The organism is Kribbella sp. CA-294648, from assembly GCF_050943845.1.
In the GTDB taxonomy this organism is placed as follows: domain Bacteria; phylum Actinomycetota; class Actinomycetes; order Propionibacteriales; family Kribbellaceae; genus Kribbella.
This window is the reverse complement of the sequence record NZ_CP191981.1, coordinates 2,300,715-2,314,787: the sequence shown is the minus strand read 5'-3', so window position 1 is coordinate 2,314,787 and position 14,073 is coordinate 2,300,715. Positions and strand designations below refer to the sequence as shown.

At 62.1% G+C, this 14,073-nt stretch carries 7 protein-coding genes; 4 read left to right on the top strand and 3 right to left on the bottom strand.

The window, feature by feature from the left end:
- Positions 1-194: 194 nt before the first annotated feature.
- The gene (locus tag ACQPYM_RS11280) at positions 195-467 is read right to left on the bottom strand and encodes a hypothetical protein (RefSeq protein ID WP_433018943.1); all 273 of its coding nucleotides are present in this window, start codon (positions 465-467) and stop codon (positions 195-197) included.
- Between the two features lie 255 nt (positions 468-722).
- Here ACQPYM_RS11280 and ACQPYM_RS11275 point away from each other — a divergent pair, with 255 nt between their 5' ends.
- Positions 723-1,862: an ATP-dependent nuclease gene (locus ACQPYM_RS11275; RefSeq protein WP_433018940.1), complete on the top strand. Its 1,140-nt coding sequence runs from the start codon at positions 723-725 to the stop codon at positions 1,860-1,862.
- A gap of 185 nt (positions 1,863-2,047) precedes the next feature.
- Here ACQPYM_RS11275 and ACQPYM_RS11270 read toward each other — a convergent pair whose 3' ends face one another.
- Positions 2,048-2,863 (bottom strand): hypothetical protein, encoded by an 816-nt coding sequence (locus ACQPYM_RS11270; RefSeq protein WP_433018937.1) that lies wholly within the window; start codon positions 2,861-2,863, stop codon positions 2,048-2,050.
- Between the two features lie 920 nt (positions 2,864-3,783).
- Positions 3,784-8,166, bottom strand: coding sequence for a hypothetical protein (locus tag ACQPYM_RS11265; protein ID WP_433018934.1), 4,383 nt, complete (start codon positions 8,164-8,166; stop codon positions 3,784-3,786).
- Between the two features lie 983 nt (positions 8,167-9,149).
- Between ACQPYM_RS11265 and ACQPYM_RS11260 the strand changes: the two genes are divergently transcribed.
- The 3 genes from ACQPYM_RS11260 (at position 9,150) to ACQPYM_RS11250 (ending at position 14,039) form a co-directional block, all read left to right on the top strand.
- Positions 9,150-10,160: a tyrosine-type recombinase/integrase gene (locus ACQPYM_RS11260; RefSeq protein WP_433018931.1), complete on the top strand. Its 1,011-nt coding sequence runs from the start codon at positions 9,150-9,152 to the stop codon at positions 10,158-10,160.
- A 272-nt stretch (positions 10,161-10,432) separates the two neighbouring features.
- Complete coding sequence (locus ACQPYM_RS11255; RefSeq protein ID WP_433018928.1) at positions 10,433-11,395, top strand: PIN domain-containing protein; 963 nt, start codon at positions 10,433-10,435, stop codon at positions 11,393-11,395.
- Positions 11,396-12,608: 1,213 nt separating this feature from the next.
- Complete coding sequence (locus tag ACQPYM_RS11250; RefSeq protein ID WP_433018926.1) at positions 12,609-14,039, top strand: MFS transporter; 1,431 nt, start codon at positions 12,609-12,611, stop codon at positions 14,037-14,039.
- The last annotated feature ends 34 nt before the right edge of the window (positions 14,040-14,073 follow it).

The following is a 14,073-nucleotide window of genomic DNA, read 5'->3' as shown; positions in this document are numbered from 1 at the left end:
GGCCACTGAGGTCGACGCCCCTGACCAATCGTGTCTCCCTAGTAATAAGCGCCTTCTCGGCCCTACGATCCGCAGACACCCCCTACGACCAGGAGACGGTGACGCACGAGAGCACTTGGTCAAACGAGCGCGCCCTATGCTTGAGGGTTGCGTGGCTTCATCGCGCCGCGCTGCTCGTTAGTTCCCAACCGAGATCACTTGGAGGCTTCTTTGCGAATCCACATGCTACAGAACCATAAATCGCTACCGGCAAGCGACTTCCAGAACTTCCAGATCCCTGAATTCACTGTGATCACCGGCGCGAACGGATCGGGAAAGTCTAAGCTATTGCAAGGATCTCCCTGCACTCGATTCAACTGTACGAAGCGGATAGCCAACATCCAATTCAGGATGGCATTCGCCTCTTCCAGCTCGGTGAACTCATCGTTCAGGCCGAACGTCCCACCAACACGAGGGATATCATTCAACCGTGGAAGCGATCATACAACCTGATCAGGGAGATGCGATCGAATCAGTACCCGACGATCTCAGCAGCTGACTTCGACGGCGTACTCCGACACCAGCTTGTCGAAAGCCAACGGTTGATCTCTGACGCAGGATTCGCGAAATTGCTATCTCTCGGGAAGCCGATATCCGAGCTCAGTGTGCAAGAATTTCAACGACTCCACCCGCTAACTTCAGGTCAGCAAGACATATTTAGCACCTCACTGGCATCTCTCTTCGTGACGTACGCGGAGTTCCAGTTTCGGAATAGCGTGCTTCAGTTCAAGAAGCAAGAGTCAGCACTAACTGATGAGCAATTTATTGAGCAATTTGGCCCGCCACCATGGGAGCTTCTGAATGAAATCCTCCAAATTATCGGCTTGCCATACAAGTTCGACCAGCCAGAGCCGGGGGTAGACGGCGTAGAGTTCGCTGTCGCACTGACCGGTCCGCACGGGGTATCGATTCCTGTCGACCAACTGTCGACCGGTGAGCGTGTGTTAATGGCCATTGCGACCGCCAGGTACATTGGGTCGAAATTCTCCGATGAAGTACAAGTACCGAAGGTGCTCCTGCTCGACGAGGCCGATGCCAGCTTGCACCCTTCTATGGTCAAGAGCCTCCTAACAGTTATTCAAGACCTGTTCATCAAACAGTACGGAATGCGCGTCATCTTGACGACGCACGCTCCATCCACGGTTGCGCTTGCCCCGGAAGAATCCCTCTACATTCTTCGCGATACTTCACCTCGAATCCAGAAGACAACTGCTGACCACGCGATAAAGTCGCTGACGACGGGGATCTCGACCCTCAGTGTCCGCGTCGATAACCGGCGACAAGTGTTCGTAGAGAGCGAATACGACCAGGAATACCTTCAACACCTATTTGGGATTACTAAAGACTATCTCCGGAGCGAAACATCACTCGAGTTCATTGCCGTCGGGCGCCGCGACAAGGGCGGTGGATGCGAGGCTGTGGTCAGGCTGGTCAAGGAGCTTCGTACCGCCGGAGTCGATACCGTGTCTGGTGTGGTTGATCGAGATGTTCGATCAACCACACCAGAAGGGATCTTCTACCTAGCCGATAGATACTCCATCGAGAACCTCATCTTCGACCCGGTACTTCTGGGAACCTTCCTTCTGCGTGAGCGGATTCTTCAGGCTTCGGATCTCCAGATAGGTTCGGGACTACGTCATTTCGAGTTGACTTCGACTCATGCGCAGCAAATAGCCACCTCACTGTCTTCACGCCTGAAGTTCGCTGGCACCGACACGTCAGTCGAATATACTGGCAAGTTCAGCATCGTAATGCCTGACGACTGGCTGGAAACACAGGGCCATCAACTCCAAGCCATAATCGTGCAAGAGTTCCGCAGCTAGAACGATTTAGAGTCAACCTGCCTAGAGAGGTTATTTTGCGAGCGGCAAGCGATAGGCCAGACTTTATACCGAAGACTCTGCTCGAAGTGTTCGAGAATCTCATGTGACTACTGCAACGCGAATCACATCGCGGACTCGCTCTTGAACCCAAATCGGAAATCTTTTGCTGCACCCCTCCTACGATGTTAGGTAACTTCGTCAGCCGCAAAGATCGTCTCGCGCAACACTGCATCGTCAAGGGCGTTTCGCCACTGAACTACATAGAATGGCATCTCGATAGTCGAGAACTCGATCGCATGTGTAAGTGCAGCGTTTGTGATCCGATTGACGACCAGAACCGATCTAACGCGGCCATCCCCCGGCATCAGCAGAGTTGTCCTTGCCAGGATTTCGGCGTAGGTTCTGTTGAGATCAGAGACGCCCATGCCTTCGGCGCGATACTTTACCCAAACCAGAGTTCGGACTCCGGCTGGGTTTAGGTATCCCATCTCATACATTCCCTCAGGCGGAACTGCGGCAGGCATTCCAAGCATCGAAGCCAACCGTTGACGCACCACACGTTCGTATTCCAGTGCATCACTTGCGGCCTGAACCTCGTGGTCTACCGCGCGTCGTTCTCGTGCAGGCAACTGGGGGGAAACCTGTTTGAGAACGTCGATTGCGTCTCTCCGGACCGCGGCCGGCGCATCCTCGTTCTTAACGATCTTTCTGACCAAGGCGAACGCGACCTTATTCCCAGCAAGACTCATATCGCGGATCTGGGCACCCGTGATTGCAATATACGTAAAAGCCGCACCTAAGCAAAGCAGAAATGCGACAGCCACGGCGCTTACGCTCATGAACGCGCCTGCCAATCCGCCCATGATCATGATAGAGCCCGCGATCCCAGCCCAGCGCCGCGCACTGTTCGGGAGTGGTTCTAGCGCACCGACGTCGGCGCTTTCCTCTGGCTGCGCATCGGGAGGTTCACTGCTTGCACCTCGCTCGGCATCGTCTCCCATGGTCGTCCCCTCGCTTGCAGCTCATCGTGTTGTCAGGCCAACGTTAGGCGTGGCCGCCACCGAGTCAATACGGTCGACCTGGAACGCTGGTGGGGTCCTTCCCTCCGCTCTGGGCACCGGGACATCGCCGCGAGTCCGGCAACCAACGGCTGGAGGCCGATCTAAGCGAGCCGACAACCCGGGAGGCGTTCGAGAGTCTCACCCCAGCCATCATCCAGAAGCTCGCTCTGCTTGACGAGGATAAGGCCGACTTCGGTCGATCATTCACTAGGCAGGTCAGGGTGGGACTCACGACAATCTGGTCGAGAGTGGCCTGGTTGTTTGAACCTGGCCCTCCAGAGAGGTCGTGCGGGCCTGACCATCCTGGAGGAATGTGCAAAGGCGACAATTTCCGAGGCGATGAGCACACCTCTCACCGCACTGATCGCCGGCATCGCGCTGCGGTGCCGTACCAAATGGAGGTGCCTGGGAGTCCACGACGCTCGAAGCCTTGAGACGCGAGAGCTGCGAGTAGATATCACCAGGTTGGAATTCAGGCGATCTGACAACGAGATTGCGTTCATGTTTCGCGGCGCAACTGAAGGCGCTTTACACGGCAAACATCGTCCGTGATCGGCCCGGGAAACAGGAGGTCAAAGGCGTCGCGCGTCGGATCCGTCGTCGCGCAACTGCGCCTCGATGATGGTTTTGACTTCTCCATCAGCCGGTGGTCCTCGTTCAGCTTTTCCCGCCTGGGACCGGTTGCGCCTTCCGCACTCGCGCAGCCCACTGGCAACAGACGGCAAACGACCTGGACAGCTCACTGACTGACGCCGCCCAGCAACTCCAAACACCGTGAACGCCCATCCGTACGAAGCATTGGGACAGAAGCGCCGTCGACCGAGGTAGCCGATGGGACTGTCCCTAGCTGCCTTCAGCTGTTATGAAAGTCGGTCGATCCGACTCTGCGCATCTTTCAGCTTGAGGAGTTCCTGACTCAGCTCAGGCCACTCGGGTGTTGCCGACGAACGCGTGGTCCCCAACTTTTGGGTGACAGTCCGAATGATGGGAGTGGCGAGATTCTCGTTGCCACGGAGCTGCTTCAGTGCCGCTTCAAGGGACGGTGAGTGTCTTGCCGGCATCTTGGCCAAGAGGTGCGTCGCGAACGTTGGGTCGAGCCCAGGCACGGAGTTCACGGCGACGACGAGTTCGGCATTGCTCGCACGATTGAGCACGCGACCCATCATCTCCTTCCAGGTGCCAGGGACATCGCTCTTCGAACGCCCGGGTACATCCGGAGCTCCCAACCGTCGTCCAACGTCGATCAGGAGCTGGACGGTGTCTTGAGCGGGCAGAAATGCCGCCAAGCGAGTGTCTCGGTTGAGGTAGCCGGCCAGGTCGATCACCACTCCTGCGTCTACGGGTCTGATGAAGGCCAGGTCAACCGCTCTGGCTACCGTTTCGCTGTTGCCTGCGGCAGCGAGGGTCCTGACCAGGTTGTGTCGGAGGTCCCGGTCAGCCGGATGCGCGGCGACCCATTCGTTGAGGCGGTCGACGACCGCCTGCGGTGGATAGTGGCCTGCCAGCAGCCCGTTCGTGAACAAGGCCGACATTGGGACTTTGACCCGCAGATGCTTGCCAGACCTGAGCGGCTCCAGGTCCGCCCACCCCGGGTACGGGAGCGTGCCATTGCTCGTTGCCGACAGCAGCAGCCTGGCAGCTCTAGCACGCGCCGGAATCTCGCCGGTCGCTGCGTCTCGCAACAAGCCCGCGCTGACCGTCTCCTGTATCGACTCGGGCCAGACGAGGCCCGGCACTCGTTGGATCAGTTGTAGAAGCTCCACGTATCCTCGACGCTCAGCCAGGAATCTCAGGACGAGCGGCGTGCCAGGGCCGTCGTCTGTCAGAGATTGAGCCTGCTGCACGGCAAAGTGCTCGTCGCGCTGCTGGATCTCCAGTCCGCCGCTGTGCAGCTGCTCGATGACTCGAGTTGCGCTGAGCTCACCTGCGTTCGTCGCAGGTAGCAAGAGCCAAAGCAGGTAGTCAGGCTCGAGCCAGGCAGTTTCGGCCGGTACCCGACCAGCCAAATGATCTATTGCCGATCCGAGCACCGCAGCCAGCGTCGGCGCTTCGACATCCGGTCTGAGGAGAGTGCGCCTCAGCGTGTCTGCCCATCTCTGCGGAGGCCCGCCCGGACTGCGACGGTTGGCGGGCAGCCCATCTGCCAGGACCCGCGCGAAATGGGATCTGACGATGGCCGACTCATTCAGGGCTCGGACAAACCATCCATGGTGGAACAGTTCGTGCAGACGCGGATCCGTGTGGCCTTCAAGGTCTTGTAGGAGCTCGAGCACAACGTCGTCGGGCGCTGTCCGGCTCAACGTGTCGATGCCGGCCCAAGCCGACGCAGCCGCTGTCAGAGAAGGAGTATCGCCGCCCTCTATCGCGTCCAGAGCCGCGCGAACCGTAGCGAGCAACTCCTCGGCATGCCGGCTACCGTCCACTGGCTGCATTGCGGCCATATGTAACAGAGCCAACGCGTGCACCAAGGCCGACGACTCCGCAGAACGCGTACTCACCGAGTCGGCCCAGCGAGCAGCGGCAGTGGCGTCTGAGCCCTGCGACCCATCGAGGATCGAGAACACCCGCGCAAGGATCGGCGTCGCCGTGGCAACCGACACACCGACTTCGGAGCGGTCGAACAGATCGAGTAGCCAGCTACAGTCTTGCTGCCGCAGCACCGCCAGCAGCGTTCGCAGGCCGGCGTAGTCGAGTGCGGAGTCATCTAGCAGTGGACGGGGGCTCGCATCCGCGATGTGATCGATCGCAACCCTGGCCGACGTCGGATCGGCAAAAGAGAGCCGCAGAAGCACATCTATCACCGCGTGACGCGCTGCGCCGCCATCTCGCGAGTGAACCTGGACAAGCAGGTCCGAGTCGCTGCCTTGCCATCTGGTGCCCGGTCGCGGTAGCAGCCGGAAATACTCCTTGACCAGATCCAGGTCCAGGTCGGGGAACATTGCCCGCATGCGTTCAGCGACCTTGTCCGGCACAGAAATCTGAGCCAGCACTCTGAGCACTCTACGAACGAGGTCCTGGCGTGTCTGGGCGAGATGCTGCAGGGAAAGCTCTGACGCCTCCTGCATGCGGTCTGGTCGGAGCCAAGCCAAGACCCAGGCCTGCTCGACGACTGGCGACAGGAAATAGTCATCCGGTCGGGCATCGGCACGAGATAAAAGCATCTGCAGTCCACCGCGATACTCGACGAGCAGTCGCGCGGCAGCAAATTCGAAGAAGGCCTGGTGGAAGAAGTGAAAGGCGCCGTCTCTGGTGACCGAACCGATTCCACGGCCACAGAGCAGTGTGATGTCTTCGGCGGTGGCGTGTGGGAGATGGCCGACAGCTGGTCCTAGGCGTGGACGCACCTCAGGAAGCCCCGCTCGCAGCATCTCGGCAGCAAGAGCGTGGCACGCATTCGACAGGTTTCGGGCTGGAGCCCCTTCAGCAGGAAGCGCATGACCTGTCCGGCGGTCAGCCACGACTCGATGCTCCCAGTACCTCTCGAAGAGGCTGGTGCCGCTGACCTCCGCAGGAACCAGCCCAGGTGCGTAAAGCTCGAACAGCATGCGTAGCGACAGTGGCAATTGGGCCAGACCGCCGAGTGGAGTACCTCGGATCGCCGCTGACAGAAGTTGTTGTGCCAGGCCGCTCGTTTGGCCGGGAGCTGAGCTGTAGGCCGTTGCATGCGCGCGAACCGCCCGCGCGAACTCACTCTCTTTGTCCTGCGCCGGACTGAATGTCGAAAACGGACCGAGCCTCAGAGGTGGATCTCCGCCCGCGGTGATCGTCAGTGCCTCGTCCGGACGCGCACTGATGACCACCTGGCCTCCGACACTTCGGACCGCATCGATCAATTCCAGGAGGGATACCAGTGTTCGTTCGTCACTGACAAGCAAATCAGCAGTGTCGACGAGTACAAAGGATTCCTTCTCCAACGACCTGGATCGAATGGCATCGGCCAGCTCAGCGCCGTTAACAACCGGGGGGTTGCCCTCCTCTGCCATGAGATAGGACGCTTTCAAGAAGTAGACGTCTGTCCGCGTCGGGTTGGCGATCAGGCGCTGTGTCAAGCCCCACAGGAGCGAGGTCTTGCCACTGCCCGCCACGCCACTGACCACCACGAGGTCGGTGCGGGTGAACTCGTCGAGCACCCTCTCCTCGAGGTCGCGGTTGACGTACAGACCATCGCCCTCACCTGGGGCGTCGTAGGTCCGGTGCCCGACCGCGGCGGCATCGCGAATCGCTTGGCGGCTTAACCGCTGAAGCCGCGGCAGGGTGGTCGCATCGTCGTACCCGATCTTCTCGCCGCTGGATCGGGCCCGGCTGCGCATCCGAAGTTCGACGGTGGCGCACAACTGCCGACTTGCCTCAGCCGAATCTGTGAATTGCCCGCCTAGGTGCATCGTTCCGTCTGTATCGAAAGACACCTGAATAGACCCAGCGGGCCGGTCCTCCGAGCCAGCAATGAGGGAGGAGACCGGACCGGAGGCTGCGCCGGCAATGATGAGGAGCTCGTCTGCCAGCCCGCTCGGTGGACCTGTGCGGACTTGAAAACCCTGTGACTCGAGGACCCATCGAAGCCACTGCGCACATCTGCGGACGAAATGCAGGTTGGCGTGCTCCGGCGCGATCTCGATAGCGATCACCGCGCAGGCATCAGGTTTTGCATCCGTAGGTCCTACTGGGCCTGACTCAAGCTCGGTCAGTTTGTCTTGTAGATCGCCGAGCGCGGCCAACTGGTCCGCATCATTGCGCAGCAGTTGGCCGATGGCGGCCACTGATGCCGAGGCTCGCGCGGACGGTTCGTCCCGATACCAAGCGCAGATCAGCTCGGCGATGCGGCGGACGAGTGCGTGGAAGTAGGCGAGTTCGTCCGGCGCCCAAGCATCTGTGCGTCCCGGATGGAGGGCATCCGTGACCAGTGCCGCCAGCTCGTCGGGACCCATCAGAGCTTTGACCATGATGGCCTGCTGACCGGACTGCGGCCGAAGAGACCTCGTCGTGGACGCGAACGCCTCCACAGCGAGAGCCTCAGCCGCCAAATAAGTCGTCGACTCGTCCACCTGCGCGAACTCGTGGTCGGCGTTCACCTCTAGCTCGCGTCCGGCCTTTGCCACCAGTTGGTTGACGCGCTTCCGGCTGAGCCCAGTCAGATCCATGATCGCGTCCGCAAGGTCGGCCCCACCGATGAGACGCAGGGCAGCCTTCGTGAACGCGACTCCCCAAGACCGCCCTGAGCCCGACCCCGGCAGCACAACACCCATGACCGCGAATCTACGCCATCGGAGCCGCAATCCGCCCCTACATCCGACAGCGCCGGCGAGACCGCGACCTCGGTCGCAAACAAGTGAATTGGCCTTTCCTGGCATGCGCGGGCGGAGCTTCGCTGAGAGGCTGGCCGCCTCATACCTGGGCTCGATGACACAGGGACCTTCACTATGCGGCGACCTCCAGACCACCGCACCATCGTTCGCACAGCAGGGCCGCTTGAACGCTTGAGAGCACCGATCGGAGAGCGCTGTGGCAGGGCGGGAATGGACCTTGTCCGACAGACCGCCTCATTCACACCACAAAAGTCCGAGCACGGCTGCTCGACCGACTCACCCAGGAATCTCCTGATCGCCTGCGGGCGGTCAGCGAGTCGCTGACCGCCTCGCCGACGTGGCGAACTTCTCGCCCTGCTGGCTATCTGCCGGGGGTACGTGGGGCTCCGCCAGAAGCCGTCTCGTGCAAAGAGTTCGCAGCTAGCTCGTTGAGTAGGACAACGCGCCATTCATGAGGGCGACGCAGGAGCGAGGAGCATGGACACCACTGGGCGAGACTCCACCACCCCCTACCCTCACGTGCACGCTGGCCGGCAGTTCGTGGCCATCAACAACTTGCCTCTGGTCGCCTTGCAGCCGCCGACGGCGCCGAAATTGCTCCACTGCGTCGTCACGCCCGTCGACGCGCGCGGCCGGCTCGCCGACAGCTCCCCTGCACGGACTCTCGGCTGGGCACCGGGCCACCCCATCACCATCACAGCCATCCCTCACAACGGTCGTCAGATCATCGCTGTGCGGCCTGGTGGGCCCCACACCGTCACCCGGCAAGGCCACCTCCGCATCCCTGCGTGTGTCCGTCACTTGTGCCGCATCACAACTGGGGACCGACTGCTCGTCGCAGCCACGCCCGGGCACGGGCTGACGGTCTACACGATGGATCTGCTCTCCGAGATCCTGAGTGGTTCGGCGCTGTCAGAGCGACCGTGAGCAGCGCCGACGTCGAGGCCGCCCGCCTCCTGCTCGCACGCCTCGGTGTCACTCCTGAACAGCTATTGCAAGGTCAGCACGTACCACCGTCGGCTATCCCGACATTCGCTCAGTACATCCCGGTCGTCACCGCGACCGTCTCGGTCGGAACCGGTCAGGCGTATTCGTCGTACTGGAATCGCATCACTGAACGATGGGGCCACCGCCGCCTCGACGAGCCGTTGCCCAGCGAGATCGAGCAATTCGCCCTGATGATCCGCAAGAGCACCGTCATCCGCCGGAACGCACGTGGAGGTCGCTCTGCGGCCGAACACCTGATCGCTGCGCTCCGATGCATTTACCGTCATGCCGAGAATGACGGCTACCTCCTGCCCGGCACAAACCCGGCTCTCAAGGTGGCCAAGCCTCGAAGGCTGGCCTCGACCCGGCGAGCGATCCCGGACGGACAACTCGCCCAGATCAACCACATCACCGCGACCACCGGCAACGATCCGGCGCTGGACGGGCTCATTCTCAGACTTCACACCGAGACCGCCTGCCGACGCGGCGGAGCACTCGCCCTCACTCCCAACGACCTTGACTCGGACCAGTGCCTCGTTCGACTGGCCGAGAAAGGCGACGTAGTCCGCTGGCAGCCCGTCTCTCCGACCCTGATGGCGCACCTGCAGCACCATGCGCAGACCCGTGGGACACCCCGCGAGGGACAGCTTCTGCGCTACGCAAACGGTAGACCGATCACCAGACGCCGCTACGACTACCTCTGGAGCCGGATCGGCAAGCACCTGCCATGGGTAGCCATCCAGCAGATCAGCACGCATTGGCTGCGGCACACCACGCTCACCTGGGTCGAGCGAAACTTCGGCTACGCCACTGCCCGCGCGTATGCAGGTCACTCGGACAACTCCGGCGCCGGAACCACTGCTACCTACGTTCGCGCAAGTCTTCCCGAAATTGCGACTGCCCTAGCTGCTCTCACCGGCGAACCGCACCCTCTCGCCGGCAACTGAGCCACGCCGACGCCGCTCGAACACGCTTTGACGGCCCAGCACGCACGGCTTTCCACAGGGGCGATGTCACACCCGTGCCGCCCGAGCGATTCCTGCTAATCTCAACGTCATGGCTACCTGCATTGCGCAGGGATGCCGCAGATTCGTGCCGGTGTCCCGCCTCTGGCACACGACCGTGGCACACCTGACATAGCGAGATGGGCGCTGTCCCGTTCCGGCTGAAGCGTGCGGCCAGGCTCAGCAGGTACTAATAGTCCGGGCGGCGATCGGGGATGACCTGTCGGGATTTCGCCACGCTCGTCACCCTCACGCCTGGCGTCGACCGCGATCACGTCCTCGATCTGCTTCACAAAGCCTCCACCGAGATCACCAACAATCACAGCCAGGCCGAGTACGTGCGCTGGGTCATGGACACCGCACGGACGTTGCGCGGTCAGATCGCCGCCGGCGACCTGGACCGGATCCTGTTCACGCCGGCCTTCTACCGCCTCGTCGACCCGGCGCTGATGGGCACTCCGCAGGGCCGCCAGTTGTTCGACGCCGAGCTGTCCGATCGGCAGGTTATGCTCACCGCCGCCTTCGACAAGCTCCAAGAGATCCGTCCGTGGACCGCCGCCGCAGACAAGGTCCTGGCGGTGGTAGACACCAACGTCTTCCTCTCCCACCCCGCCTGGACTCAGGACGAAGACCCGACCGCGGTGATCGCCAGCATCCCCTGGGCCGAAGAACTCGGCGCCGGATTCGCCGACGTGCTCCTCGTTCTCCCTGAGGTGGTGATCCGCGAACTCGACCGACTCAAAGAGTCGAGCAACCAGAAGCTGCGCCATCGGGCCTCGGTGACGCTGGCCGTCATCGACAAGCTACTGCCCGACCCCTACGGCACCGTGCTGATCCGGGACATGGACACCGACTGGCAGGAAGTGGCCGATCGCGAAAAGATTCCACACGGCCGGGTCGAGCTGCGGGTGTTCTTCGACGATCCGGCGCACCGGCCCCTCTCGGATTCCGACGCGGAGATCATCGATCGGGCAATGGCAGTACAGACTCTGGCCGGCACGGCAGTTCGGCTGATAACCATGGATACCGGGATGGGACTCAACGCGCGGCGTACCAAGCTGCAGGTGAGGAAGCCCGAGAGGATCATCGAACCGCCGCCGAGTGAGGGCCAGTCGACCCGGGCGCGCCGGCGCGCGGCGGCCGAGGCAGCGGAGACGGCGACACTGCGGCCGAGCTAGCTCCGCCCTTCTGTAGCGGCGCGGTGACCGGCTCGTCCACGGGCGGGGCCAGCGTGGTGGCCGAAAGCCACGGGCACGACGATTGCCTGGTCTTGCCACGGATTGCAGTGAACCGGCTGTCCCCCGAACGGCTCCGCAAGGATTTCCGCGTCGGGGTGCAGATGCGCGGCGATGTTCGCGGTGACCTCGTTCCAACTCGACGCCGATCGGCTTGGTGCCCTCGGGCGCGACGCCGATAACGTGCCGGTGCCGGTTCGAGGACACGGCCGCCGGTGAAGCCGAGAATCCGCACCACCGACCAGATGGCCTCGACGTAGGCCGGGTCGGTGTAGTGGGCGTTGATCGTCGACACGGCAGCGGCGTTCCCACTCGTCGGCGCCCAGCGCCAAGGGCAACTCGGTGCGCTCGGTGCTGAACTCCTCGTTCGACTCGTCGAAGATCCGCCGGCTCGCTACGCGCGGCTCGCGCAGGTGGCGGTGCCGGAGATCTCGCCGCGGGTTGGCAGTCGGCTCTTCATCTCCTGGCGATCAGGCTGTGTTTTGCCCCGGCTTGAAGTAGTTGCCCTCGAGAATGGCCAGCGACGACATCTTGAACAGGTTGTGCATGGTGGCGGTGTCCAGTGCCGTGGCGTTCTGTATTACGGGGCGCCTGTTCCAGCCAAGTCCCGGGCGCGTGCGTACCGGGCGGCATCAGCCGCGGAGAGTTGGTCGGCGATCTCGACGACAGCGGAAGTGGATCCATGATGTCGGCGGGGCGAAGGCACTGGCCGACGTACGACGCTCAGGAGTCGGCCGGGTGCGGCCGGATCAGGCACGTACCGACTTCGCCGTATTCGAACGGCAAACCCTGGTGCCCTAGGCATATGGCTACTGTTTGCGCCGAACCTGACGGCTCAACATTCATGATGTGAACGCATCGCAAACTCGGTCCCCACAACCCTTTAATACAAAGTCACACTATTGCCTTTAGCAACTAATTGCACTCGCCAAACGAGCGATCGACGCCCTGGTGCATCGCAATCACCCCCGACACAAACCTGCTATCCTCACGACCCCAAGGTGCTTTGCTGATGTCAATCGCACTTGAGATTCACCGGTGCTCTTGACTATCCCGGGACGCCTCGGACCATAATCGCTGACGGGCTCTCCACGGGAGACCGGCGGATACCAGACCTCAAGCCCTTGGGGTCGCTCGGGAGGAGAGACGTTCGTCCATGACTACTACAACTACGCAGCTGGCCACCCGCTCAGGAAGACTCATCCTGGCGCTTCTGTGCTCAGTTGCCTTCCTCGACTTCATTGACGCCGTCATCGTCAACGTGGCAATCCCCTCGATCCAGGAAGACCTCAGCTTCACGCCGGAGAACCTGCAGTGGGTTGCCAGCGGTTACCTGCTCACCTACGGCGGGTTCATGCTCCTGGGCGGACGAGCCGCCGACCTGATCGGACGTAGGCGGGTCCTGTTCATCGGGGTAATCATCTTCGCGGCGGCATCGCTCCTCGGGGGCCTGGCACCCAACTCCGAGACTCTCATCGGCGCCCGGATCATCCAGGGCGCAGGCGCAGCTCTGATGCTTCCCGCGGCTCTGTCCACCTTGACCGCCACCTTCGAGGAAGGACCCGACCGACGCAAAGCCCTCGGCATCTGGGGCGGCATCGTCGGGTTGGCGTCGGCAGCCGGGGTCCTCCTCGGCGGCATCCTCACCGAATGGTTCGGGTGGCGGTCGGTCCTGCTGGTCAACCCCATCGTGTGCGTCCTCATCGCAATCGCCATGTTCCGGGTGTTGCCCGATGACCGCCGAAGCGCATCCGGCAACCGCTTCGACATCCCTGGCACGGTTCTCGGAACAGCGGGGATGCTCCTCCTCGTCTACGGGATCGTCGAGGCTCACAACTCCGGTTGGGACTCGGCGACCACCTGGCTGCGCCTCGGGGGCGCGCTGGCTCTGCTGGTCGCCTTCGTCATCAACGAACACCGCCACCCGAACCCGCTCATGCCGCTCTCGATCTTCAGGGTCCCTGGTCTCGCTGCTGCGAACCTCACCCAGCTGATAGCGATCGCCGGCTTCATGTCGATGTTCTTCTTCCTCACCTTGTACATGCAGTTCGTGCTGGAGTACTCCGCGCTCAAGACCGGCTTTGCCTACCTGCCCGTGACCATGGGCATCGGTCTCGGCGCCGGCTCGTCGACCAAGCTCATTCCGCGCATCGGTACGCGGCCGATCATCGTGGCGGGAGCTTTGATTGCGAGTGTGGGTGTCTTCGTTCTGTCGCAGATGCCCGCGGACGGCGAGTACCTGACCGACCTACTCCCGGGAATGATCGCGATGTCGCTGGGGCTGGGCTCGGTCCTGGTCGGAGTCACCAACGCCGCACACGCAGGCGTTCCGGAGTCCAAGTTGGGCTTGGCGGCGGCGCTGCTCAACAGTTCCATGCAGGTCGGCGGCGCCCTCGGCCTGGCCATACTCTCAACCATCGCGGCCACCAGGACCGAAGACTTGCTTCGCGCCGGCACCTCTCAGCCTGAAGCGCTCACCTCAGGGTTCGGACGAGCGTTGCTGGCAAGCAGCATCGCCATCGTCGTCGCGGCATTGATCGGCTTGAGGACGCACAACACGAGGAGCAACGACGCCCCCATGGTTTGACCCGCCACACCCGAGCCACCCCTCGACCCGACGC

What these genes read in the sequence shown, in the direction of transcription:
- ACQPYM_RS11270 (WP_433018937.1), bottom strand. Translation starts at nt 2,863, where the DNA reads ATGGGAGACGATGCCGAGCGAGGTGCAAGCAGTGAACCTCCCGATGCG.
- ACQPYM_RS11265 (WP_433018934.1), bottom strand. Translation starts at nt 8,166, where the DNA reads ATGGGTGTTGTGCTGCCGGGGTCGGGCTCAGGGCGGTCTTGGGGAGTC.
- ACQPYM_RS11255 (WP_433018928.1), top strand. Translation starts at nt 10,433, where the DNA reads ATGACCTGTCGGGATTTCGCCACGCTCGTCACCCTCACGCCTGGCGTC.
- ACQPYM_RS11250 (WP_433018926.1), top strand. Translation starts at nt 12,609, where the DNA reads ATGACTACTACAACTACGCAGCTGGCCACCCGCTCAGGAAGACTCATC.